This is a genomic window from Qipengyuania polymorpha (assembly GCF_019711435.1).
Taxonomy (GTDB): Bacteria; Pseudomonadota; Alphaproteobacteria; order Sphingomonadales; family Sphingomonadaceae; genus Qipengyuania; species Qipengyuania polymorpha.
Genome location: NZ_JAIGNK010000001.1, coordinates 724,621 through 748,715, shown reverse-complemented (window position 1 = coordinate 748,715; position 24,095 = coordinate 724,621). Strand labels below are relative to the sequence as shown.

The following is a 24,095-nucleotide window of genomic DNA, read 5'->3' as shown; positions in this document are numbered from 1 at the left end:
TTCCTTGGCACAAGGGATGCAGGCCGCTAGTTTTTTACACGAACGAATACAGGAGTTTTTCGATGAATTTCGGCCGTCGCCTTCTTGCCCTGCCCGCAATTGCCGCCCTCGCGCTGGCCGCTTGCGCCGACAGAGAAGAAGCGGAGGAGACCACCGTTGCTGCCACAGACGCTGCTCCGGTGGTTGAAAACGCACGCCTGGTTTTGCCCCCTGTCAGTGGCAATCCCGCTGCAGCCTATTTCGACATCACCAACCCGGGCGAAAAGCCCCTGACCATCTCGGCGGTCGGCATCGATGGTGCTGGCCGAAGTGAACTGCACCAGTCCATGGAGATGGACGGCAAGATGATGATGGAAGGCATGTCGGGCATCGATATCGCTGCAGGAGGAACAGGCAGTCTCGCACCCGGCGGTATGCATGTCATGGCGTTCGATCTCGACGACAGTGTCACCGCGGGAAGCACGGTCGAGATGACCCTCACCTTCGCAGATGGCGAGACCTTGACCACGCAGGTTACAGTACAAGGTGCCGGGGACGAGCGCTGAACAAAATCGCCGACAATCTCGGGGTCGAAAGCCATGATGAGCCCGTCCCGCCCAAATGCGCGGCGGGCGGGGAGCGAGTGCTGACTCCGGGCGAGATTGCCTTGGCGCGCACCGTATTCGGCGATGCCATCGATTATTCGCAGGTCACGATTAAGCGGCGCAAGTGGTTTCCCTTCCAGCCCCGCCGCATCACCATGGCCCCGCGCGGGCACCTGCATTTCCACCCTTCTTCCGAGAACTATTGCGACGATTTCTCGCAAGTCAGCGTCATCCGGCAGGGCCTACTCATCCATGAGCTGGTGCATGTCTGGCAGGTCCAGACCAAAGGCGAGTGGTACCTCGTCACCCGCCGTATGCCATGGGCGCGCTATGATTACAGCCTAAAGCCCGGCTGGTCGCTCGAGCGCTACGGCATTGAGCAGCAGGCCGAAATCGTGAAGCACGCCTTCTGGCTGAGGAATGGGGTAAAACTGGCGGGCGCGCCCGATGTCAGCGCTTATGACTTGCTGGTTAGGTTTCCCGGGGCGACCGGGTGAGCGCGTTCATTGCCAGGAAAGCTTCGCGCGACAAGATAGAGCGGACAGCAGGGGATTTAGCGTGAAAGCAGGTTTGGGCGCGTTCGGTATCGTTGCGATGACCGCCGGAATAGCCGCCCCGATTTCGGCTCAGGATATCCCCGACCGCGAGGCGTTGGTCGAGGATGCTTTTTCGCACGCCAAGGCCACCATTCCCACGCTTTCGGTCGAAGAAATCGCATGTATCTCGAACCAAAAGCAAATCGCCTTGGCAGCCAAGGCTTCGCTCTTGTTTCCCTGCGAATTGCAGGAACTTGTCGAGGACGAGTTCGATGCTGCGATGCTGGTCACGCTATTGCTGGCCGAACCGCTGTCGGAAGCGCCCGCATTCGAGAGCGATGCTCCGATCGCAACGAAGGCCGCCGCGGTAGGCGCTGTGGCTGTCGGTATGGTGGTCGACCCCGGCTCGGAACTAGAAGTGGTCGAGCGGGCGAAGGACAATCACGGTGTCGCAGCGCCCGGCCTTGCGGCCTACGCGCCAGCGGACTCGCGCGTTATGAGGGCGGAGGCTTCGCGTCTCAGGCGCGAGGAGGAACTGCACCGAACCTCGGACAAGACCGACGACATTGCCCGCGAACGGGCTCGCGAAAGGCGGGAGGAGGAACTCGCACGGCAAGCCGAATACGCCTCGGTGACTACCTTCCTCGACCTCTCCAACCGTCTGTCGTTCTGTCCGGCCGACGGTCGGGCTTTCCTCAAGCGCGCCACCGAATATGCGGTCAGCCCGGTGCAGGAAGACCGGGTTTACGGCCTCTGGGCCGACGACCGCAGGCATGCGCTGGAGCCCTATTTGAACGACCTGTCGCGCTGCCGCTGAGCGTCAATCGTAAGCCACCCCCGGCAAACCCTGCCCGCCATCCGCAATGAAGCTGTCGATGCGCGCCTCAAGCGCCGGAAGTGGTACCGAGCCCAAGGACAGCACGACATCGTGGAACTTGCGAATGTCGAACGCACCGCCAAGCGCCTCTTCCGCCCTCGCCCGTTCGCGGCGGATGGTCATTTCGCCCAGCTTGTAGGCCAGCGCCTGACCCGGCCAGCTGATGTAGCGGTCGATTTCTGTGCCGACCTCGCGGTCCGACAGGGCGGTATGGCTGGAGAGGTAGTCGACCGCCTGCTCGCGGCTCCAGCCATAGTGGTGGATGCCGGTGTCGATGACGAGCCGCGCGGCGCGCCACATCTCGTAGGATAGCTGGCCGAAGCGCTCGTAGGGCGTGCGGTAGATGCCCATCTCATTGCCGAGATATTCGACATAGAGCCCCCAGCCCTCGCCGAAGCCGGAGAAATAAGTCTGGCGGCGGAAGCGCGGGGAGTCCTCCTGCTCCAGCGCAATGGCGGCCTGGAAGGAATGGCCCGGAGCGCATTCGTGCATGGTCAGCGCGGGGATGTTGTAGACCGGGCGCGAAGGTAAATCATGCGTGTTGATCTGACAATATTCCAGCCCGCCGCGGCCCGCCGTGTAGAAGGGCGCGATGGCCGGGTCGACCGGGCGCAGGCCATGCCGGTAGCGCGGCAGGAAGCCGAAATAATCATCCAGCCTGTCGTCGACGCGCTTGGCGGTATAGGCGGCCACGCCCATCAGCTCATCGGGCGTATCGGCCACGAATTGCGGGTCGGTGCGCAGGAAGGCGATGAACTCGGCCAGCGTGCCGGTGAAGCCTGCGTCCTCCTTCGCCTTTTCCATCTCGGCAGTGATGCGCGCGACTTCCTCGAGGCCGATCTTGTGGATCTGCTCCGCCGTCAGGTCGAGCGTGGTGTACTGGCGGATTTGCTGCGTGTAATAGGCCTCGCCCTCGGGAAATTCGCTCGCGCCCAGCGTGGTGCGCGTCTGCGGCAGATAGGTGTTCCGGAAGAAATCGAGCAAGTCGCGATAGGCCGGTGTCACGCTTTCGGCGATGGCGGCCTTGCCCGCCGCGGTCAGCCGCGCCTTGTCCTCGTCCGAGAAGCGCTCGGGCATCTGGTCGAAGGGCGCCCAGAACGGGCTCATCTCGGGGAAATCGACGACATAGGCCCCGATCGAGGCATCGCGCCCTTCGAGCGTCACGCGCGGCACGCTGAACCCGCGTGCGAGGCCTGCCTTCGCGTTGGCCGTCTGATCGGCGAAATAGCGCGGCAAATCGCGCATCCGGCCGATGTAATTTTCGTAATCCTCGACCGAGGTGAAGCCACTACGTCCCGCGAGGTAGGACCAGAAATTGCTATCGCTGTCGAAAGGCATCTCCCACTCGGCAAAGCGCGCATCGCCAATGTCGCTTTCGAGCAGCGTGCGAAGGACCAGCGCATTGGTCTGCGCTTCCTCCGACAGGGCAGCAGCATCGATAGCATCGAGCCGCGCAAGTATTTGCGCATAGCGCGCAGCCCTTTCCCGCTGCGCCTCGGGCGTGACGCTCCACAGGCGATCACCCCATTCGGTGTTGCCGCTCTCGCTCTCGGTCATCTCGTATTGCGCGAGGTTGAAGTCGTAATATTCGTCGGCAAGCGCCATCACCCGCTCGTCGGCAGTCTCCTTCGCGGCGAGCGGTGTGGCAAACACGGAGGCGGCGAGGACCGCGCTCGTCAAAAGGGCAGTCCTCATCGTCTCTCTCCCGATGTCGAAAATATCAGTCCGGCTTCTTGGCCACGCCGACCATGGCCGGGCGCAGGAGGCGGTCCTTGATCATGTAACCGGCCTGCATTTCCTGCACGATTGTCCCCGGCTCCGCGTCGGCGGTCGGAATTTCCATCATCGCCTGGTGCTGGTTCGGGTCGAGCGGCATGCCCTTGGCGGCAATGCGCGTGATGCCGTTCTGGTTGAAGACCTTTTCCAGCTCGCGCTGCGTCGCTTCGATACCCGCAATAAAGCCCTTGAGCTTCTCGTCCTCGCGCTGTTCGGCGGGAATGGCGTCGAGCGCGCGGCCGAGGTTGTCGGCGACGCTGAGAATATCACGCGCGAAACCGGTCGCGGCATAATTGCGCGCGTCCTGCACGTCCTTCTCCATGCGGCGGCGCACGTTCTGCGTTTCGGCGCGGGCGTAGAGGACTTCCTGCTTGGCGTTCTCGAGGTCGCCGCGCAGGCTCGCCAGCGCTTCGTCGAGCGCTACGTCCGCATCGTCCTCATCCTCGCCGCCATCATCGCGCAGGTGTTCGGGCACGCCTTCCATCTCGCGCGCTACTTCTTCATCGACCGCCTTGTCCTGCGGTTCGTTCGTGTTCTCGTTGTTCACTTGGAAAAACCCTGTCAGCCTATTCTCTTGCCCAAGGATCGGGCCGTGAAGTCCACCATGGGGACGACCCGCGCGTAATTCAACCGCGTCGGGCCGATGACACCCAGCACGCCGACCACTTTTCCGGCTGCATCGCGGTAAGGCGCGGCGATGACCGAAGAGCCCGAAAGCGAGAAGAGCCGGTTCTCGCTGCCGATGAAAATGCGCATGGCCTCGGCCTCGCGGGCGTTTTCGAGGAGGCTGGCGACCGATTGCTTGTTTTCCAGGTCGTCGAGCAGCGAACGCACGCGGTCGATATCGGCGAGTGCACTTTCGTCGAGCAAATTTGCCTGCCCGCGCACGATGAGCACAGGGCGGTGGGAGGCATCCTCGGACCACAGGGCGATGCCCTTGGCGACAAGGTCGCGGCTGGCCTCGTCGAGCGCGCTGCGCTCGCTTGCAATCTCGCGTTCGACCAGCGCGGCTGCCTCGGCCAGCGTTCGACCTGCGGCCTTGGCGGTGAGGAAATTGCTCGCCTGTTCGAGCGACGTACCGAGCGCCTGTGCGGGAAGCGGCAGGATGCGGTTCTCGACCTGCCCGTCCTCCCCGACCAGCACTGCGAGCACACGATTGGCATCGAGCGCGGTGAGCGAAACCTGCGCAAGCCGCGGCTCCCTGCGGGGCACCATGACCATGCCCGCCGCGCCCGAAAGGTCTGACAGCAGCGCGCTGGTCTGTTCCAGCGCGCGCTCGATGGGGCCCGGCTGGGCGATGCGCTCCTCGATGGCAGCGCGCTCCTGCGCGGTGGGTTCAGCCACCTGCATCATCGCATCGACGAAGAGCCTGAGACCGCTGTCGGTCGGCATGCGGCCCGCGCTCGTATGCGGGGCAGCCAGCAGCCCACGCTGTTCCAGCTCCGCCAGGACCGAGCGGATGGAGGCAGGCGAAAGGTTCACCCCGCCCTCGCCCGCCAATGCTTTGGAGCCGACCGGAGAACCGCTTTCAAGGTAACCCTCGACCACGAGCCGGAAAATCTCGCGGGCGCGGTCGGACAAATCGGTGAGCGGCGGTGAATTCATGTGTCCTATCTAACCACTCCCCTTGCGGCCTCAAGGGCCTTGCGCCTAACCCGCTGTCCAGAGATTCGACTGCATTGGAGAAAACATGCGACCTTCAGGACGCGCGCCCGATGAAATGCGCGCCATCACCATCGAGACCGGCTACACCAAGCACGCCGAGGGCAGCTGCCTCATCAGCTTCGGCGAGACCAAGGTGCTGTGCACCGCGTCGGTCGAAGAACGCATCCCGCCGTGGCTTCGCGGGAAAGGCGAAGGCTGGGTCACCGGCGAATATTCCATGCTTCCGCGCGCCACGCATACCCGCGGCCAGCGCGAGGCTGCCAAGGGCAAGCAGAGCGGACGAACGCAGGAAATCCAGCGCCTTATCGGGCGTAGCTTGCGCGCCGTGGTAGACCACAGGAAGCTCGGCGAGCGTCAGATTACACTCGATTGCGACGTCATCCAGGCCGATGGCGGCACCCGCACAGCCTCGATCTCGGGCGCCTGGGTCGCTCTGCGGCTTGCCGTCAACGCGTTGATGAAGTCGGGAGACATCGTGGAAGACCCCATCACCGCCAAGGTCGCTGCCGTATCCTGCGGTATCTACAAGGGCACGCCGGTGCTCGACCTCGACTATCCCGAAGACAGTAACGCCGATGCGGATGCCAACTTCGTGCTTATCGAAGGCGGCAAGATTGCCGAGGCTCAGGCGACCGCCGAAGGCGCGCCCTATGACGAGGAAGCCTTCCTGCGTCTCCTCCGCCTTGCCCAGATGGGCTGCGCCGACATCTTCCGCGCACAGGACGAGGCCACGCGCAAATGACACGGCGCATCGGTTCGGGCAGCCTCGTGATTGCCACGCATAATGCGGGCAAGCTGAAGGAGATCTCCGCGCTTCTCGACCCTTACGGGGTGAAGTGCATCTCCGCAGGTTCGCTGGGCCTGCCCGAACCGCCGGAAACCGGGACCACCTTCGTCCAGAACGCGCTTTTGAAGGCGCGGGCTGCGGCGGAGGCCTCGGGCCTCCCTGCCCTTGCCGACGACAGCGGATTGTCGGTCGATGCGCTCGATGGCCGCCCCGGAGTGTACACCGCCGACTGGGCCGAACGGCAGCATTTCGAGGGCGAGCCGGGCCGCGACTGGTACATGGCGATGGGCAAGGTCGAGGGCATGCTCCAGCAGAAGGGCGCCGATGTCGACCGCTCCTGCGCCTTCCATTGCGTGCTCGCGCTGGCATGGCCCGATGGCGAGCAGGCGGTGTACGAGGGCACTGCGCCAGGAACGCTGACCTGGCCGCCGCGCGGGGAAATGGGCTTCGGCTATGACCCGGTTTTCGTGCCCAATGGCCGCGACCAGACCTTTGCCGAGATAGCTCCTGAAGAAAAGCACGCCATCAGCCACCGCGCCGATGCTTTTGCCAAGCTGGTGGCCGAGCAATTCGGCTGATTAATAGGCCTTCTGGCCCCAGACATTGCCCGCCGGCCAGTAGCGACAGACCAGAACATCCCACCCGCGCTCGTTGACCACCGAGCAGCCGACTTCCTTGGTGTCGCGCCACACGATTTGCGTGTAATGCGCCACGTCGGCCCATTTGCCCGTGCGCGAAATCTCGGGGAAATTTCCGTGGGTATAGTGCTGTTTCTCGTCGATCATCATGTCGATCCCGACCATGGCATCCCATTGCCCCTGGCTCCCCATCCAAAGGTTCTCGCCGGTGGAATTGCGAGTGCGCTGGTCGGCATGTTCGAGCCTGCCGCGCCGCGCCAGTTCGTGGCCCCACTGCTTGGCCTCGCGCTCGAGCGCACGGTTCCACTTGAGCTTGGGGAGGCCGAGGCGCACGCGTTCGCGGTTGTGCGCGTCGAGCATCCGCACGGCCATCCGGTCGCTCATGCGGTTGTCGTGCTTGGCCTGCGTTTCGTAGCTACCCGCGGAAGAAGCGTCCCTTGCGCTTGCGGCCACGGTGATACCCGTGGCACATAGCGCGGCGAATGCGGCGCCTGCCGCGATGATGATTTTCGACCCGTCCATGCCGCACGATATGCCGCGGCTGTGCTTAATTTGAGGTGAAGCCGCGCTTGGCCCGTTCGCTCTACATCCACTGGCCCTTCTGCCTCGCCAAATGCCCCTATTGCGACTTCAACAGCCATGTCCGCGAGCGCACCGACATGGCCGCGTGGGAAGCCGCTCTGCTGGCCGACATGCGCGCCGAACATGCTGCGACGAAAAATGAAGAGCCGCTCGTAAGTATCTTTTTTGGCGGGGGAACGCCATCACTGATGCCGCCTGCACTCGTGGCGTCACTCTTGCGCGAGGCCGAGACGCTGTGGGGCTTTGCGCCCGGCATCGAAATCACGCTGGAGGGCAATCCGTCCTCGGTCGAGGCGGCGAATTTCGCGGACCTCGCCCGCGCCGGCATCAACCGCGTCTCGCTGGGTGTGCAGAGTTTGCGGCCCGATGTGCTCCAATTCCTCGGGCGCCTGCACGGTGTCGAAGAAGCGCTTGCGGCGGTCGAGACGGCGCAGAAGCTGTTCGACCGTGTCTCCATCGACCTGATTTACGCGCGCCCCGACCAGACCGAGGAGGAGTGGCGGCAGGAGCTGTCGGAGGCTCTTGCGCTCGGCACATCGCATATGTCGCTTTACCAGCTGACCATCGAGCCGGCGACGCGCTTCGCCACCGATGTGCGGCGCGGCGTGTTCGACCCGCTTGCCGACGACCCGGCCGCCGACCTCTTCGCCCTCACCCGCGAGATGACGGCAGCAGCGGGCCTTCCGGCGTATGAAATCAGCAACCACGCTCGCCCCGGCGAGGAGAGTCGCCACAACCTCACCTACTGGCGCTATCTCGACTATCACGGCATCGGCCCCGGCGCGCACGGACGGCGCGGCGGCGTGGCGACGACGCGGCACAAGAAGCCGGAGAATTTCCTGAGCGCAGTCGAAAGCCAAGGTGACGGCATTGCCGAACACCGCCTGCTGACCAGCAACGAGCAGGCCTCCGAGGCGCTGCTGATGGGGCTGCGACTGGCAGAAGGCGTGGACCTCGCCGCGCTGGGCAATCGCTTCGGGGTGACGAGCGACCACCTGATAGACGCTGGCAAACTCGCGCTTTACCGCGACCTCGGCCTTGTCCGGCAGGACGGCGCACGGCTTATCGTCACCGATGCCGGAATGCCCTTGCTCGACGCGCTGCTGGGCGAACTGGTGGCGACGGAGCTGGTCAGCAGTTGAGCCGCCAGGATGTCCTCGGCGCTTGGCACGACCATCTGGCGCTTGGCCTGAGGCGCTCGCCGCACACGGTGCGCGCTTATCACAAGGCGGCTGAGCGGCTCCTCACGCGGCTTGAAATCGGCGAATTCGAACAAGTCGCGACCATCTCCACCGGCAAGCTGCGCACCCACCTCGCCACGAGACGCAACGACGGACTGTCCAACGCCTCGGCCGCGCGCGAATTGTCGGCGCTCAAGGCCTTCATCGGCTTCGCGCGGGCGCAAGCGGGCCATGAAGTCACCGAGGCTCCGCGCCTGCGCGGCCCGCGTGTCAAGAAGGGCCTGCCGCGCCCCGTGTCGCCCGACGATGCCCTCGGTTTGGCCGAGACGGTCGAAGCGCTGGCCGGGGACGACTGGGTGGGCGCACGCGACCGGGCGGTGCTGCTGATGCTCTACGGCGCGGGCATGCGTATTTCCGAGGCGCTGTCGCTTTCTGCGAGCGTCCTGCCGCTCGGCGAGACGCTGACCGTCACCGGCAAGGGCGACAAGCAGCGGGTGGTGCCGCTGGTCCCGCTCATCCGCGAGGCGGTGGATGCCTATGTCCGCAAGTGCCCCTGGTCGCTTGCCCCCGACCAGCCACTGTTCCGCGGCATCAAAGGCGGCAGCCTGTCGCAAGGCGTCGTCCAGAAAGCCACCGCCCGCGCCCGCCGCGCACTCGGCTTGCCCGATACGGCAACGCCCCACGCCCTGCGGCACAGCTTCGCCACGCATCTTCTGGGTGCGGGAGCGGACCTACGGAGCCTGCAGGAATTGCTCGGCCACGCCAGCCTCGGCTCGACGCAAATCTATACCAAAGTCGATGCCGCCAGCCTGCTCGACACCTATCGCAGCGCCCACCCGCGCGAGCGCGACGACTGATTACATCGCTGCGTGCCGCCGCTCGATGGCGTCCCAGATCAAGCCCGGCGTGTCGGTGCCGTTGAACTTGTCGATGGCGACGATGCCGGTGGGCGAGGTGACGTTGATTTCGGTCAGCCACTTGCCGCCGATGACATCGATGCCGACGAATACCAGCCCGCGCTTTTTGAGTTCCGGGCCCATGGCGGCGCAGATTTCCTCCTCGCGCGGCGTCAATGTGGCCGATTCCGCATGGCCGCCCTGCGCAAGGTTCGAACGAAACTCACCTTCGCCGGGGAAGCGGTTGATAGCGCCTGTGAATTCGCCATCGACAAGCACGATCCGCTTGTCGCCTTCGCTGACTTCGGGAAGGAAGGGCTGGATCATGTGCGGCTCGGGCCAGGTCTGGTTGAAAACCTCGCTCAGCGCGGAAAGGTTCGTGCCATCCGCATCGAGCCGGAAGATCGCCTTGCCGCCATTACCGTGGAGCGGCTTCATCACAACCGAGCCGTGTTCCTTCTGGAAAGCTTTCAAATCGTCCAGATGCCGCGCAATCATGGTCGGCGGCATGAACCGCGCATAGTCGAGCACGAACATCTTTTCGGGCGCGTTCACCACCTCGCGCGGGTCGTTTATGACCAGCGTCGTGCCCTTCAGCCGGTCGAGCAGGAAGGCAGCGCTGATATAGCCAAGGTGGAACGGCGGGTCCTGCCGCATCAGCACGACGTCGATATCCTTGGCGAGGTCGATGCGGCGGCGCTCGCCAGCCGTGAAGTGATTGCCCTCCACCCTCTGCACCGTGACCGGCGCAGCGTGGGCGGTAATCCTGCCAGAAGGCGTGCCGTCGCTCTGCCATGCGAGGCTGCCGACATCGTAGTGCCAGACCTCGTGCCCGCGCTCCTGCGCGCTGAGCATCAGTGCGAAACTGCTGTCGCCCGCGATATTGATGCTTTCGAGCGGGTCCATCTGGACGGCGACGCGGAGTGACATGCGAATTCCTTACGGTTGCCAGGCGTTGGCGATGTGGCGAGGGAAGGCGCCGGGTGCAAGCAGGATTACGTCGACGCGAATGTCCTCGCCCTCGCCTGCATAGCGATGCGCCACGGCCTCGGCAGCAGCGGCGACGCGCGCGAGGCGGTGCTCGTCGATGGCATGGTCGAGTTCCTCGCGCTTCTTGCGCCACTTCACCTCGACGAAGGCGACCAGCTTGCCGCGCTTTGCGACGAGGTCGATTTCGCCTGCCGGTGTCTTCACGCGCGTGTCGAGGATTTGCCAGCCCTTCGCCCGCAGCCAGAAGGCCGCACGGGTCTCGCCGTCGCGGCCGCTGCGTTCGGCCAGCTGGCGCTTCATTCGGACTTCATCTCCATCGCGCGGGCATAGAGCGTCTTGCGGTCGAGGCCGGTGGCCTTGGAGACCTGCGCCGCGGCCTGGCTCGCCTTCATCGTGGCCATCGCCTCGCGCAGCATGGTGTCGGCATCGGCGTCGCTTGGGGCATGGGTCTCGGGCGGGCCGACGAGCAGGACGATTTCACCCTTGGGCGGATTGGCGTCGTAATAGGCCATCAGTCCGTCGGCGAGGCCGCGGCGACATTCCTCGTGCAGCTTGGTGAGTTCGCGCGCCACGGCGATTTCGCGCTCGGGCATCAGCTCCTTCAGCGCAGCCAGCGATTTGAGCAGCCGCGGTCCGGTCTCGTAAAACACGAGGGTCGCGTCGGTATTCGCCAACTCCTCAAGCGTTTCACGGCGTGCCTTCTCCTTCGACGGAAGAAAGCCTGCGAAAAGGAAACGGTCGTTCGGTAATCCCGAAAGCGTGAGACCGACCACCGCCGCACATGCGCCGGGCAGGCTCGTCACCGGTATCCCCTCGGCGCGGCAATCGTTCACCAGCCGGTATCCCGGGTCCGAAATCATCGGCGTCCCCGCATCGCTCACCAGCGCCACGGCGCGGGAACGCATCGAGTCGACCAGCCGGCCACGGTCGCGATGTTCGCTATGGTCGTCATAGCGCCACATGGGCTTGGAAATGCCGAGATGCTTCAAAAGCTTGCCCGTAACCCGCGTATCCTCGCAGGCCACGCCATCGCAGCGTGACAGGATGTCCACGGCGCGCAGGGTGATATCGCCAAGATTGCCGATAGGGGTGGCAACGAGATAGAGACCGGGTGTAAGGCGGTCTTGTGAAGGTTGGGCGGTATCGCTCACCTGCCCCCCATGGACTAGCAATACAGGACGCGGCAAGAATGAAGCGCGCATTTTTCACCCGCCGGAACATGATGATGGCCGCAAGTGCGGTCCTTCTTTCGGGCTGTTCGATCATTCCCAAGGGCGGCGAGGCGCCGACAACAGGCCCCACGCCCGAACCCGGTCCGTCAAGCTTGCCGCAGGATGGCCTTCACCGCGTTGCCCTGCTCGTGCCGCTGTCGGGACAGAACGGCGAGGTCGGCCAGTCAATTGCCAATGCGACCACCATGGCCATCCTCGATACCGAGGCGAGCAACCTGCGCATCACCACCTATGACACGGCGCAGGGCCCGCAGGCAGCCGCGCGCCAGGCGCTGGCCGATGGCAACAAGCTCATCCTCGGCCCGCTGCTCGGCAGCAATGTCGTTTCCGTGCGCGCAGAGGCCGCTCCAGCCGGCGTGCCGATCATCAGCTTTTCCAACGATACGAGCGTCGCCGGTCCCGGCGTCTTCGTGATGGGGCATATCCCCGAACAGTCCATCGCCCGCAGCGTCGAATACGCGCGCGACAACGGCGCGGACGATTTCGCCATCCTCGCGCCGGACGGCGAATATGGTGACCGCGCCGAAGCAGCTTTGCGCACCGCCCTCTCGGCACATGGCGGCAATTTCGTCGCCAGCGAGCGCTATTCGCGCACCAACACCTCGGTGGTGAGCGCAGGCGGACGCCTTCGCCAGCGCGGCGGCATCGACGCGGTGCTGATTGCCGACGGCGGCACGAATTCCATCCGCGGCGGCGAGGCTGTCAAGCGCGACGGCCTGCAAATCCTCGGTACCGAACGCTGGAGCGGCGACCGCGATGTGCTGCGTTCAACGGCCCTTCGCGGAGCCCTCTTCTCCTCGGTCAGCGATGCGCGTTACGGCGGCTTCGTGCGCAGTTACGAGGAACGCTTCGGCGGCCAGCCTTACCGCGTCGCGACGCTTGGATATGACGCGGTCCTCCTCACCCTGCGCGCCGCACGCGATTGGGACTACGGGCGCCCCTTCCCCACTAACGTCCTGTTCCAGTCGGGCGGGTTCGACGGGATGGACGGTCCTTTCCGCTTCCAGCGCAACGGCGTTGTCGAGCGGGCCATGGAGGTCCGGCGCGTCACCAATGGCGATGTCACCATCGTCTCGACCGCTCCGAAAGGCTTCTGACAGGCGGATAAGTTCGGCTGCCCGCTTGCGGGTGCGGGTGCGTGCGATATAGCCTGAACCCATGTCCGACGACCTGTTCGAAAACACGCCGACATCTTCCGGCGACTATGACGCTTCCTCCATCGAGGTCCTCGAGGGCCTCGAGCCTGTGCGCCGCCGCCCCGGCATGTATATCGGCGGCACCGACGACCGCGCGCTGCATCACCTCGTTGCGGAAGTGCTCGACAACTCGATGGACGAGGCGGTCGCAGGGCATGCAAGCCGCATCGAAGTGCGCCTTGAGGAAGGCAACCGCATCACCATCGCCGATAACGGGCGCGGGATGCCGGTGGCCGAGCATCCGAAATATCCGGGCAAGTCGACGCTCGAAGTCATCCTCACGACGCTGCATTCTGGCGGCAAGTTCTCGGGCAAGGCCTATGCCACCAGCGGCGGCCTTCATGGTGTCGGTGTCAGCGTGGTCAACGCGCTGTCCGACTATACCCGTGTCGAGGTGGCGCGCGACAAGACGCTCTATGCGCAGGAATTCTCCAAGGGCGCGCCCAAGGGCAGCATCGAGGAACTTGGCCCGACCCCCAACCGGCGCGGCACGACCGTCACATTCGTCCCCGACACCGAGATTTTCGGCGACCGCAAGTTCAACCCCAAGCGATTGTTCAAGCTGGCGCGCTCGAAGGCCTATCTCTTCGCCGGCGTCGAAATCCGCTGGAAGTGCGCCGAGAGCCTCGCTTCCGAAGAAGTCCCAGCCGAAGCGGTCTTCAAGTTCCCCGGCGGCCTTGCCGACCATCTCGCTGAGCAAATCGGCGGGCGCGAATGCGTCACCGCCCAGCCCTTCGCGGGCAAGCAGGCCTTCCCCGAAATCGACGGGCTCGAGCAGGGCAGCGTCGAATGGGCGATCGCCTGGCCGCTCTATTCGGACGGCTCGACCAGTTGGTATTGTAACACCGTGCCCACGCCTGATGGCGGGACGCATGAGCAGGGCCTGCGCGCCGCGCTCACCAAGGGCCTGCGCGCCTTCGGTGAACTCACCGGCACCAAGAAGGCCAAGGACCTGACCGCCGACGATATAATGGTCGGCGCGGATGTGATGCTGTCGGTCTTCATCCGCGACCCGCAGTTCCAGAGCCAGACCAAGGACCGCCTGACCTCGCCCGAAGCCGCGCGCCTCGTCGAGAATGCGGTACGCGACCATTTCGACCATTTCCTTTCCGACAACATGGATCGCGGCAAGGCACTGCTCGGCCAGGTCATGGAGCGGATGGACGAGCGCCTGCGCAGGAAGCAGGAACGCGAAATCAAGCGCAAGACGGCGACCAACGCCAAGAAGCTGCGCCTGCCGGGCAAGCTCACCGATTGCTCGGGTGAAGGCGACGGCGAGACCGAACTCTTCATCGTCGAAGGAGACTCGGCAGGCGGCAGCGCCAAGCAGGCGCGCAACCGCAAGACGCAGGCCATCCTCCCCATCCGCGGCAAGATCCTCAACGTCGCCTCGGCCACCGCCGACAAGATCCGCGCCAACAGCGAAATCGCCGACCTCAGCCTCGCGATGGGCTGCGGGACGCGCAAGGAATGCGACGCGGAAAACCTGCGCTACGACCGCATCATCATCATGACCGACGCCGATGTCGACGGTGCGCATATCGCCACGCTGCTGATGACTTTCTTCTTCCAGGAGATGCCCGATGTGGTGCGCGGCGGTTACCTCTATCTCGCGCAGCCGCCGCTCTACAAGCTCACTGCAGGCAAGGAGAGCCGCTACGCCCGCGACGACGAGCACAGGAAGGAACTGGAAGAGACCGTCTTCAAGGGCAAGAAGGTCGAAGTCGGCCGCTTCAAGGGCCTGGGCGAAATGAACCCCGCCCAGCTCAGGGAAACCACGATGGACCCGGAGACCCGCAGCCTCATCCGCATCACCCTGCCCGCCGAATTCGAGCAGCGTGCGGTGGTCAAGGAACTGGTCGACCAGCTGATGGGCCGTAACCCGGAACACCGCTTCAACTTCATCCAGAACAATGCCGGCGAATTCGACCGCGACATGATCGATGCCTGATCGGGACTATCCCGACCCGCGTGAAGAAGACATCGTCTACGACGACCGCCGGATATCGCGCCCGGATTCCTCGCTGCCGGACTGGTATGCTTCCGATACGGCCTATCGCCCGATACCCATCGTGTGGTTCGCAGGCGCTTTGATCCTTCAGGTCATCGCCATGCCTGCAGTATACCTGCTGAGTGCGGTGTGGCTCGGTTTGTCTCCGTTGGTGACTGTAGCCGTGGCGCTGCTGGTGAGCGGTTTCATCTGGCACCTTGCAATGGAGCGCGGCCTGCGGGGTGCGTCTTTCGCGTGGCGCTTCGCCACCGGGGCAATGCTGGCTTTCTTCTTTGGCATCACTGCGTTAACGGCACTCGCCTAATCCACCGGGACAGGGAGCTTGGATGACGGATTCGGTTCGCAGAAGGTACGAGGCAATCGGCCGTCGGCGCGTCCTCCTGCTGCTGGGCGTCGGTCTCGCTCTTCTCGCAACTGCGCTGATCACTGCATTCATGACCCTCGGCGCGATTACCGAGGACACCGATGCCGTCGAAAAGACGCTCGAGCGACAAGCCAGCATCGACAGCCTCGCAACCTTCAGCGAACAGATAGCTGTTGGGCGGCGCGGTTTCCTGCTCCAGCCAGATCCGCTTTTCGCGAGAACCGTTCGCGAAGCGAGTTCCGACTTCGAAAGTGAGCAGGCACGGTTGGCCGACATGCTTGTCAGCGTCGAACAACGCGATCGCCTGGAAGAAATTCGCGAGCTCAATGCCGAGCGCACGGTGATGATCGACGCCATGTTTGCCGACCCGGAGGCGGCGGTTGCCGATGCGGACACCATGGATTTCAACACCGATGGCGCGGTCCTGATCACGCAGGACATTCGCGAAATCGCCGAAGAAATGTCGGCCGCGGAATCCCGCACCCTCGTCGAACGCAACCGCGCGCAGCTGGATTCGCTGCTCCTGTTCTACATCGTCGGTGGCCTGTCGCTCATGCTGCTGCTCGGTGTGCTGGTGACCGCCGTTTCGATCGTGCTGCGATACAATCGCGATCTTGCCGCAGCTCAGGTCAGCCTTCGCGAAGCGAACACGGGCCTCGAAACCGCCGTGCAGAGCCGGACGGCCGAGCTCATCCGCGCAAACGAGGAAATCCAGCGTTTCGCATATATCGTCAGCCACGATTTGCGCTCACCACTGGTCAATGTGCTCGGTTTCACTTCCGAATTGGACGAAGCCCGCAAGATTATTCACGCGCATCTCGAGGAGCTTTACGCAAACCACCCGGACCTGCGTGATGAAGAGGCCTGGCTCGCAGTCGACGAGGACCTGCCCGAAGCCCTCGGCTTCATCCGCACCTCGACCGAGAAGATGGACCGTCTCATCAATTCTATCCTCGAACTCTCGCGGCAGGGCCGGCGCAAGCTGCAGCCCGAAGAGCTCGATATGGAGGAGCTGGTCGAGGATATCGTCGACTCGCTCTACCAGCGCACCGAGGACGCAGGTGCGACTATCGAGGTGAAATCCATCCCGGAACTGGAGAGCGACCGGATCGCGGTCGAGCAGATCCTCCAGAACCTCATCGAAAACGCCATCAAGTATCTCAGCCCGGAACGTGCGGGCAAAATCGTGGTCGAGGGCAGCAAGGCGGTCGGCACGGTGCGCATCGATGTCATCGACAATGGCCGCGGTATCGCGCCCGAGGACCACGAGCGGATTTTCGAGCTTTTCCGCCGCGCCGGCACGCAGGACCAGGAAGGCGAAGGCCTCGGCCTCGCCAATGTCCGCGCGCTGGCCTATCGCCTTGGCGGTACCATCGAAGTCGATTCGGAACTTGGAAAAGGTTCGCGGTTTAGACTTTCTCTACCGGCAAAATTCATTGCCCAGGAGGCACTTGCATGAATTCGCAGCAATCCGTCAGCATCGTCATGATCGAGGATGATGCAGGCCACGCCCGCCTCATCGAGAAGAATATCCGCCGCGCGGGTATTTCCAATGACATCGCGCACTTCGAAGACGGCACCTCGGCGCTGGAATACCTCTTCAACGACCCGAGCGGCCCGGCACATAACGGCCCTGCGCTGGTGCTCCTCGACCTCAACCTGCCCGACATGAGCGGAACCTCGATCCTCGAGAAGATCAAGCAGGACGAAACGCTGCACCGCACCCCTGTCGTCGTCCTCACCACCACCGATGACAAGGTGGAAATCCAGCGCTGCTACGACCTTGGCTGCAACGTCTACATCACCAAGCCGGTGAATTATGAAAGCTTCGCCGACGCCATCCGCCAGCTCGGCCTGTTCCTTTCGGTCATCCAGGTCCCCTCGGCAGAAGACTGATAGAACCGAAAAAGATCCTTTACGTCGATGATGACGCCGGTCTCCGGCGGCTGATCCAGCGCGCGCTGAACAAACGCGGGTTCGACGTCGATACGGCAGAGAGCGCCGATGAAGGCCTCGAATGCATGAAGTCCAAGCAATACGACCTGGTCGCCATCGACAACCATATGCCGGGCAAGAGTGGCCGGCAGATGCTCGACGAAATTGTCGCGGTGGAAGGGCATCCGGCAGTCGTTTTCGTCACCGGAGACAGCGATACCGCCGTTGCGGTCGAAGCGATCCATGCCGGGGCAACCGATTTCGTTGTGAAGACCGTGGGCGACAGCTTCTTCGACCTGCTCGACAGCCGCTTTCGCCAGGCCTTCGCCCGCGACCGGCTGGAGCGTGAAAAGCGCGAGGCAGAGGCAGACCTGCGCGAAGCCAATGAGCGGCTCGAAATGCTGGTGCGCGAAGTGCACCACCGCGTCTCCAATTCGCTGCAAATGGTCCAGAGCTTCGTCGCCATGCAGGCGAACCAGACCGCATCAGAAGATGCCAAGGATGCCCTCGCCGCCACGCAAAACCGCATCAAGGCCATCGGGAAAGTCCACCAGAACCTCTATACCCGCGGCGATCTGACCACGATCGACCTCGACGAATATCTCGGCACCCTGGTCGAAGAGCTACGGCAGAACATGTCCGAGACCGACGGTTGCGTAGAACTCGCTTACACTTCCGACCATGTCGAAGTGTCGCCCGATGACGCGGTCAATGTCGGCGTCGTGGTCAATGAACTTGTCAGCAACGCGGCCAAATACGCCTTCGCCGAAGCCGGAAAAGGCCGCGTCGAAGTTGCGCTAGCCGCGATTGACCAAGGCTACAGCGTCACTGTCAGCGACAACGGCGCGGGGATCAAGGAAGGTGCAGGCCCCGAGGGAACAGGTCTCGGGATGCGTATCATCAAGGCCATCACCCGTTCGCTCGGCACCGAGCTCGAGCGGCTCGAATGCGAGCAAGGCACCAGTCACCGACTCGTGGTGAAAACCGCCGCCTAATCAGCCAACCGCGTCTCGACGCTGATCCGCCCTTCCAGCGTTTTATGGACCGGGCACTTGTCCGCAATCTCGAGCAAGCGCGCCCGCTGGTCCTCGTCCAACGCATCCCCGCGAATGCTGATTTCGCGCGTCAGCAGCTGGTGTGGCATGCCATCTTCCTCGGCGAGGCAGTCCTTGCAGTCCTTCGCATGGTCGCGCGAATGGGTGAGGTGGATTTGCACGCCTTCGAGCGGCCATTCCTTGCGGTCGGCATACATCTTCATCGTCATCGACGTGCATGCACCAAGCGCGCCCAGCAGCAGGTCGTAGGGCGTGGGCCCTGTATCGTCACCGCCATAGGACTTGGGCTCGTCGGCGATGAAGCGGTGGGTCTTGGTGTGTATCTCGGTGCCGAACTTGCCGTGGCCCATGCAGGTCACCACGCCCTCTTCGGGCATCGGCCAGTCGTCGCGCATCGGCAGGTATCTGCTCGCCCAGCCCGCGATGACGGTGGCCACGAATGAGGCGTCCTCCTCGCGCAGCAACAGATGGTCCGCACCTTCGAGGCTGACGAAGCTCTTGGGATGCTTCGCCGCCTGGAATAGCGCGCTGGCATGGTCGATGCCGACCACGTCGTCGGTCGGCGAATGGAGAAACAGGAGCGGCTTGCGCAGCCGTCCGACCTCGGCCAGCAGGTCGGTATTCTCGACCTTCTCGATAAATTCGCGGCCCAGCGTGAACTCACGGCCCGCGATGCGCACCTCGCCCTGGCCCGATGTACGGATAGCGTCGAGGTCCCCGTCGATATTGGCCAGCACATGCGGGACATCGGAAGGGGCGCCGATTGTGGCAACCGCGGCAATACGCTCGAACCCTATTTCATCGGCCGCTGCCAGCACGGCCGCGCCGCCAAGGCTGTGACCAACCAGCAGGATGGGCTGCGCAAACCGCTCGAGCAGATCCTCGGCTGCCGCGACAAGGTCCGAGACATCGGCCGCAAAGCCCGCGCGCCCGAATTCGCCGCCGCTGCCGCCCAGCCCGGTGAAGTCGAACCGCAGCGTTGCGATGCCCTCTTTGGCCAGCGCGCGCGCAACGGTCACAGCCGCCTTGCTGTTCTTGGTGCAGGTGAAGCAGTGCGCAAACAGCGCCGCCCCGCGCACGAGGCCTGTCGGCAGTTCCAGCGAGCCGGTGAGTTCGTGCCCGGCGTCGGTCGCAATCGTGATATTCTCTGTCGGCATGGGCCCTCCTTCGGCGCTCATCGCTCTTGGCCTACAACGCCCCCTTGCCCTGAGAGTGCCAGCCCCCTAACGCATCGCACAAAGTTGCAAGGGAAAACTCATGTCCGACCAGACCCGTTTCGAAGGCACCAGTTCCTATATCGCCACCGAGGATTTGAAGGTCGCGGTGAACGCCGCCGTCACGCTGCGCCGCCCGCTGCTGGTCAAGGGCGAACCGGGCACGGGCAAGACCGTCCTCGCGCACGAAATTTCCAAGGCACTGGGTGCGCCGATGATCGAGTGGAACGTCAAGTCCACCACCAAGGCGCAGCAGGGCCTTTACGAATACGACGCAGTCGCCCGCCTGCGAGACGGCCAGCTCGGCGACGAGCGCGTCCACGACATTTCGAACTACATCAAGAAGGGCAAGCTGTGGGAGGCGTTCACCAGCCCCGAACTGCCCGTCCTGCTGATCGACGAAATCGACAAGGCGGACATCGAATTCCCGAACGATCTCTTGCAGGAACTCGACCGGATGAGCTTCGATGTCTACGAAACGCACGAGCGTATCGAGGCGAAAGAGCGCCCCATCGTCGTCATCACCTCGAACAACGAGAAGGAACTCCCCGACGCTTTCCTGCGCCGTTGCTTCTTCCACTACATCAAGTTCCCCGACCGCGACACGATGCGCGACATCATCGAGGTCCATTTCCCCGACATCCAGAAGAACCTCGTCACCAAGGCGATGGAAATCTTCTACGAACTGCGCGACGTGCCGGGGCTGAAGAAAAAGCCCAGCACCAGCGAATTGCTCGACTGGCTCAAGCTCCTGCTGAACGAGGACATGCCGCTGGAAGTGCTGCAGGACAGCAACCCCAACAGCGCCATCCCGCCGCTGCACGGCGCATTGCTGAAGAACGAGCAGGACGTGATGCTGTTCGAACGACTGGCCTTCATGGCGCGCCGCCAGACTTGAAGGGACTGCCTCGCCCGAGGCCATGAAAAAGGGCCGGGAAGCAACATGGCTTCCCGGCCCTTTTCTCATGTTCAGGAAGTTTATCCGTCGAAACTGTAGGCCAGCTCGAAATCGCCCCAGCGACGTCCGGCAATCGTGACCGGCACATAGACGTTGCGCACGACGCGATAGCTCTTGCCGTCGTTTTCCTGGCGATAGACCGCCATCATGTAGGGAGCATTGCTCTCCTTGGCACGCTGGTCGATGGGATCGAGGATCTTGCGACCATTGCGGCAATTGCGCGTGTCGAGTTCGACGTTCCCCGTCGGTGCCTGCGAATGGCGCGTGAGGTGCGTGGGCAGGTACCCGCCCATGTCGGTGCAAGCGGCAGCCATGACGCGCTTGTCACCCTCTGCAGCGTCGTCGAGCACGTGGCGCCAGTTTTCGTGTGCCCAGTCCATCAGGCTGGTGCGATAGCGGACCGGGTTGCTGTTCGGGATCTGCTGGTAATTCTGGTCGAAAAGCTGGTCGACGCTGAGCTTTCCTTCGGCGATCGCCTTCTCGGCAAGCTGCTCGACTTCGCGGGCGCGCTTCTGTGCGGTTTCGACCATCAGGCTGTCTTCTGGCGAGAGTCCGGCCTGCACGATGCGGTCGAACATTTCCGAAGCCGTCATTTCGAGGTCGGTGATGCGCTCATGCGCGGTGACGAGGCGTTCCTCGTTTTCGTTTGCCGCGCGGTCGAAGCTGTCGATGACGGCCGACACGCGGTCGACATGTTCGGTCATCATCCCCGTTGCGCGGGTAATCTGGTCGTTCTGGTTGTCGACTTCTTCGACCAGCTGGCTCACGCCCGCGATGGTTGCATCGATGCTGGCAACCGAGGTCTTGGCCTCGTTCGACGCCTTGGCGCCCGCTTCGATCCGATCGATGACGGTGGCAGCCTCGCTGCCGAGCGTCTCGATGACGTCGGCAATCTCGTCGGTTGCCTTGCGGGTCTCGCCAGCGAGCGTCTTCACCTCGTTGGCGACGACGGCAAAGGTGCGCCCCGCATCGCCGGCACGCATCGCCTCGATGGTGGCGTTGAGGGCAAGGATGTTCGTCGTCTCGGCAATCTGCTCGATATCCTGCGAACAGCGCTTCACCTGGTCCATCGCGGCTGCAAAGCCGGTGACATGGGTGGCAAGCGTTTCGACGAGGTCGAGAAGGTTGGTGATTTGCGAGAGCGACGACTGGATCTGGGTCGTGCCCATGTTCAGCCGCTCGATGGCACGGGCCGAGAGAAGGCGCGCTTCGTCGCTGGCCTCGGCGACCTTGCGCTGGTCGGCCTCCAGTTCCTTTACGGTGCCCTGCAGTTCGATGTGCTCTGCCCGCAAAACGCCCGAACTGTCGAGCACGGCCTGCACGATACCGGCCACGTCGGAACAGCCGACGGTAACCTTGCCGCAAGCCTCCGGAATACGGTCAAGAGCCGATGCTCCCCTTGCATCGATTGCATTGACTTCCATGCGATTCGACCCCTTTTTTGGTCTCGTTCAGCCTGTGCTCTAGGGAAGAATGGTTAGCGACCCGTTAAGTCTGTCGTCTTTTTACAAAAGAAGGTTGCGAAACAGGACTGGCGCGGTCCGGCGCGGCCATGTAGGGCCACCACCATGTTCTTCAATTTCGTCGACGAACTGCGCGCTGCAGGCATCCAGGCCAGCTTCAAGGAGCACCTCACCCTGCTCGAGGCGCTGGACAAGGAAGTCATCGGCCAGTCGCCCGAGAGCTTCTACTACCTCTCGCGCGCGACCTTCGTTAAGGACGAGGGCCTGCTCGACCGCTTCGACCAGGTTTTCTCCAAGGTCTTCAAGGGTATCCTGACCGACTATGGCCAGAACCCGGTCGATGTGCCGGAAGACTGGCTCAAGGCGGTAGCCGAGAAATTCCTCTCCGAAGAAGAGATGGAAAAGATCAAGAGCCTCGGCGACTGGGACGAGATCATGGAGACGCTCAAAAAGCGGCTCGAGGAACAGGAAAAGCGCCACCAGGGCGGCAACAAGTGGATTGGCACGGGCGGCACCTCGCCCTTCGGCAACAGCGGCTACAACCCCGAAGGCGTCCGCATCGGCGGCGAGAGCAAGCACAAGCGCGCCATCAAGGTGTGGGACAAGCGCGAGTTCAAGAACCTCGACAACACCAAGGAACTGGGCACCCGCAACATCAAGATGGCGCTGCGCCGCCTGCGCCGCTTTGCCCGCGAAGGTGCGGCGGACGAACTCGACCTCGATGCGACCATCCGCGGCACGGCCAAGCAGGGCTGGCTCGACATCCGCATGCGGCCCGAACGGCACAATGCGGTAAAGCTGTTGCTCTTCCTCGATGTCGGTGGGTCGATGGACCCATTCATCAAGGTGACCGAGGAACTGTTCAGCGCCGCCACCAGCGAGTTCAAGAACCTCGAATTCTTCTACTTCCACAACTGCCTCTACGAAGGCGTGTGGAAGGACAACCGCCGCCGCTGGCAGGAGCGCACCAAGACGTGGGACGTGCTTCACAAATACGGGCACGACTACAAGGTCGTCTTCGTCGGCGATGCAGCGATGAGCCCCTACGAAATCACCCACCCGGGCGGCAGCGTCGAACATATGAACGAAGAAGCCGGCGCTACATGGATGCAGCGCGTGGTCAACACCTATCCCGCCACCGTCTGGCTCAACCCCGTGCCGGAGAAGCAGTGGAATTATTCGCAGTCCACCAAGGTGATGAAGCAGCTGGTGAACGATCGCATGTATCCACTGACGCTCGACGGGCTGGACGATGCCATGCGCGAATTGAGCCGCAAGCAGGGGTAAGCGCTTGAAGCACACCCGCTTCGAGGCGCTACGCCAGCGTCTTGAGAGTTTCGACCCCGGTACCGGCTGGCGGCTCTGGCTCTACGAGTTCCTGCTGTTCGGGGTGAAGCAGGCGTGGGCGTGCCTGTTCGGAGCGCTGCTCCTCGCCCTGCTCCTGCTCACCCATTTCTTCTATCCCGAAGATGCCGCGCTGCATCGCTATGATTTCCTCACCCTGGCCGCGCTCGCCATACAGGTGGGCATGCTGGCCTTCAGGCTGGAGACGTGGGACGAGGCAAAGGTCATCCTGCTTTTCCATATCGTCGGCACGGTGATGGAGCTCTTCAAGACAGCCGCCGGTTCTTGGGTCTATCCCGAGGACAGCCTGCTCCACATCGGCGCGGTGCCGCTTTTCTCGGGCTTCATGTACGCCAGCGTCGGCAGCTACATCGCGCGCGTCTGGCGCATTTTCGATTTCCGCTACACCGCCTTTCCCCCGCGCTGGACGACCTATGCGCTTGCGACCGCCATTTACGTCAACTTCTTCGCGCACCATTGGCTGCCGGATATCCGCCTGTTGCTGTTCGCGGCCACCATCTGGCTGTTCCGGCGCACGAAAATCCACTTTCGCAACTGGCGCGTCCATCGCTGGATGCCGCTGCTGCTCGGCTTCCTGCTGGTCGCGCTGTTCATCTGGTTCGCCGAGAACATCGCCACCTTCGCCAATGCGTGGAACTACCCCGGTCAGGAAGACGGCTGGGAAATGGTCAGCCTCGCCAAGCTGGGCAGCTGGTATTTGCTGATGCTCATCAGTTTCGTGCTGGTCAGCCTCGTCCAACCCGTGAAGCCTCTCGACGGGCGCATTTGGAAATCAACGGCTTGAGGCGTA

At 63.3% G+C, this 24,095-nt stretch carries 25 protein-coding genes; 16 read left to right on the top strand and 9 right to left on the bottom strand.

The genetic code is table 11. The features are described from left to right. Positions 1-62: 62 nt before the first annotated feature. The 3 genes from K3152_RS03740 (at position 63) to K3152_RS03730 (ending at position 1,937) form a co-directional block, all read left to right on the top strand. Positions 63-545, top strand: a complete 483-nt coding sequence (locus tag K3152_RS03740) for a copper chaperone PCu(A)C (protein ID WP_221572664.1) — start codon at positions 63-65, stop codon at positions 543-545. 77 nt (positions 546-622) lie between these two features. After that, complete coding sequence (locus tag K3152_RS03735) at positions 623-1,081, top strand: vgr related protein (RefSeq protein WP_221572663.1); 459 nt, start codon at positions 623-625, stop codon at positions 1,079-1,081. 61 nt (positions 1,082-1,142) lie between these two features. Beyond that, on the top strand, positions 1,143-1,937 hold the full coding sequence (locus K3152_RS03730) for a hypothetical protein (protein ID WP_221572662.1): 795 nt from the start codon (positions 1,143-1,145) through the stop codon (positions 1,935-1,937). A gap of 3 nt (positions 1,938-1,940) precedes the next feature. On the opposite strand, the gene K3152_RS03725 is transcribed toward K3152_RS03730, so the two are convergent. From K3152_RS03725 to hrcA, 3 genes are read right to left on the bottom strand one after another with little or no spacing between them, the layout of a single operon-like run. Beyond that, entirely contained in the window at positions 1,941-3,692 is a 1,752-nt protein-coding gene (locus tag K3152_RS03725) for a DUF885 domain-containing protein (protein WP_221572661.1), read from the bottom strand. A gap of 25 nt (positions 3,693-3,717) precedes the next feature. Next, a complete protein-coding gene (gene grpE, locus K3152_RS03720) occupies positions 3,718-4,320 on the bottom strand; it encodes a nucleotide exchange factor GrpE (protein ID WP_221572660.1) in 603 nt (200 codons plus the stop codon). Positions 4,321-4,334: 14 nt separating this feature from the next. Then, positions 4,335-5,378: a heat-inducible transcriptional repressor HrcA gene (gene hrcA, locus K3152_RS03715; protein WP_221572659.1), complete on the bottom strand. Its 1,044-nt coding sequence runs from the start codon at positions 5,376-5,378 to the stop codon at positions 4,335-4,337. Between the two features lie 85 nt (positions 5,379-5,463). Between hrcA and rph the strand changes: the two genes are divergently transcribed. Continuing rightward, positions 5,464-6,180, top strand: coding sequence for a ribonuclease PH (rph, locus tag K3152_RS03710; RefSeq protein WP_221572658.1), 717 nt, complete (start codon positions 5,464-5,466; stop codon positions 6,178-6,180). After that, on the top strand, positions 6,177-6,803 hold the full coding sequence (gene rdgB / locus K3152_RS03705) for an RdgB/HAM1 family non-canonical purine NTP pyrophosphatase (protein ID WP_221572657.1): 627 nt from the start codon (positions 6,177-6,179) through the stop codon (positions 6,801-6,803). The genes rph and rdgB overlap by 4 nt, the downstream gene beginning before the upstream one ends. Here the strand turns inward: rdgB and K3152_RS03700 are convergent, their stop codons facing one another. Continuing rightward, positions 6,804-7,385, bottom strand: a complete 582-nt coding sequence (locus K3152_RS03700) for a CAP domain-containing protein (RefSeq protein WP_221572656.1) — start codon at positions 7,383-7,385, stop codon at positions 6,804-6,806. Between the two features lie 47 nt (positions 7,386-7,432). On the opposite strand from K3152_RS03700, the gene hemW reads away from it, so the two are divergent. Both hemW and K3152_RS03690 read left to right on the top strand, forming a co-directional pair. Further along, a complete protein-coding gene (hemW, locus tag K3152_RS03695; protein WP_221572655.1) occupies positions 7,433-8,587 on the top strand; it encodes a radical SAM family heme chaperone HemW in 1,155 nt (384 codons plus the stop codon). After that, a complete protein-coding gene (locus K3152_RS03690) occupies positions 8,584-9,483 on the top strand; it encodes a tyrosine recombinase XerC (RefSeq protein WP_221572654.1) in 900 nt (299 codons plus the stop codon). The genes hemW and K3152_RS03690 overlap by 4 nt, the downstream gene beginning before the upstream one ends. On the opposite strand, the gene gshB is transcribed toward K3152_RS03690, so the two are convergent. From gshB to rsmI, 3 genes are read right to left on the bottom strand one after another with little or no spacing between them, the layout of a single operon-like run. After that, the gene (gene gshB, locus K3152_RS03685; RefSeq protein WP_221572653.1) at positions 9,484-10,452 is read right to left on the bottom strand and encodes a glutathione synthase; all 969 of its coding nucleotides are present in this window, start codon (positions 10,450-10,452) and stop codon (positions 9,484-9,486) included. A gap of 9 nt (positions 10,453-10,461) precedes the next feature. Beyond that, the gene (locus K3152_RS03680) at positions 10,462-10,812 is read right to left on the bottom strand and encodes a YraN family protein (protein ID WP_221572652.1); all 351 of its coding nucleotides are present in this window, start codon (positions 10,810-10,812) and stop codon (positions 10,462-10,464) included. Then, positions 10,809-11,663, bottom strand: coding sequence for a 16S rRNA (cytidine(1402)-2'-O)-methyltransferase (gene rsmI / locus K3152_RS03675; RefSeq protein ID WP_221572651.1), 855 nt, complete (start codon positions 11,661-11,663; stop codon positions 10,809-10,811). The genes K3152_RS03680 and rsmI overlap by 4 nt, the downstream gene beginning before the upstream one ends. A gap of 38 nt (positions 11,664-11,701) precedes the next feature. On the opposite strand from rsmI, the gene K3152_RS03670 reads away from it, so the two are divergent. From K3152_RS03670 to K3152_RS03645, 6 genes are all read left to right on the top strand, one after another. Then, the gene (locus tag K3152_RS03670) at positions 11,702-12,841 is read left to right on the top strand and encodes a penicillin-binding protein activator (protein ID WP_221572650.1); all 1,140 of its coding nucleotides are present in this window, start codon (positions 11,702-11,704) and stop codon (positions 12,839-12,841) included. Between the two features lie 61 nt (positions 12,842-12,902). Next, positions 12,903-14,891 carry a DNA topoisomerase IV subunit B gene (parE, locus tag K3152_RS03665; protein ID WP_221572649.1) on the top strand — a complete coding sequence of 663 codons (1,989 nt, stop codon included), beginning with the start codon at positions 12,903-12,905 and terminating at the stop codon, positions 14,889-14,891. Further along, a complete protein-coding gene (locus tag K3152_RS03660; protein WP_221572648.1) occupies positions 14,884-15,255 on the top strand; it encodes a hypothetical protein in 372 nt (123 codons plus the stop codon). Before parE ends, K3152_RS03660 begins: the two co-directional genes overlap by 8 nt. A gap of 22 nt (positions 15,256-15,277) precedes the next feature. Then, a complete protein-coding gene (locus K3152_RS03655; RefSeq protein ID WP_221572647.1) occupies positions 15,278-16,774 on the top strand; it encodes a sensor histidine kinase in 1,497 nt (498 codons plus the stop codon). Then, on the top strand, positions 16,771-17,211 hold the full coding sequence (locus K3152_RS03650; RefSeq protein ID WP_221572646.1) for a response regulator: 441 nt from the start codon (positions 16,771-16,773) through the stop codon (positions 17,209-17,211). The genes K3152_RS03655 and K3152_RS03650 overlap by 4 nt, the downstream gene beginning before the upstream one ends. Next, positions 17,208-18,245, top strand: coding sequence for a response regulator (locus K3152_RS03645; protein WP_282098341.1), 1,038 nt, complete (start codon positions 17,208-17,210; stop codon positions 18,243-18,245). The genes K3152_RS03650 and K3152_RS03645 overlap by 4 nt, the downstream gene beginning before the upstream one ends. On the opposite strand, the gene K3152_RS03640 is transcribed toward K3152_RS03645, so the two are convergent. Further along, entirely contained in the window at positions 18,242-19,462 is a 1,221-nt protein-coding gene (locus tag K3152_RS03640; RefSeq protein WP_221572644.1) for a bifunctional alpha/beta hydrolase/OsmC family protein, read from the bottom strand. The genes K3152_RS03645 and K3152_RS03640 overlap by 4 nt on opposite strands. Before the next feature lie 100 nt (positions 19,463-19,562). On the opposite strand from K3152_RS03640, the gene K3152_RS03635 reads away from it, so the two are divergent. Continuing rightward, positions 19,563-20,417 (top strand): AAA family ATPase, encoded by an 855-nt coding sequence (locus K3152_RS03635; RefSeq protein ID WP_221572643.1) that lies wholly within the window; start codon positions 19,563-19,565, stop codon positions 20,415-20,417. Between the two features lie 80 nt (positions 20,418-20,497). Here K3152_RS03635 and K3152_RS03630 read toward each other — a convergent pair whose 3' ends face one another. Next, on the bottom strand, positions 20,498-21,901 hold the full coding sequence (locus tag K3152_RS03630; RefSeq protein ID WP_221572642.1) for a methyl-accepting chemotaxis protein: 1,404 nt from the start codon (positions 21,899-21,901) through the stop codon (positions 20,498-20,500). A gap of 144 nt (positions 21,902-22,045) precedes the next feature. On the opposite strand from K3152_RS03630, the gene K3152_RS03625 reads away from it, so the two are divergent. Together K3152_RS03625 and K3152_RS03620 are read left to right on the top strand one after the other, a co-directional pair. Continuing rightward, positions 22,046-23,227: a vWA domain-containing protein gene (locus tag K3152_RS03625; RefSeq protein ID WP_221572641.1), complete on the top strand. Its 1,182-nt coding sequence runs from the start codon at positions 22,046-22,048 to the stop codon at positions 23,225-23,227. A 4-nt stretch (positions 23,228-23,231) separates the two neighbouring features. Continuing rightward, entirely contained in the window at positions 23,232-24,089 is an 858-nt protein-coding gene (locus K3152_RS03620; protein WP_221572640.1) for a DUF817 domain-containing protein, read from the top strand. Positions 24,090-24,095 lie beyond the last annotated feature (6 nt).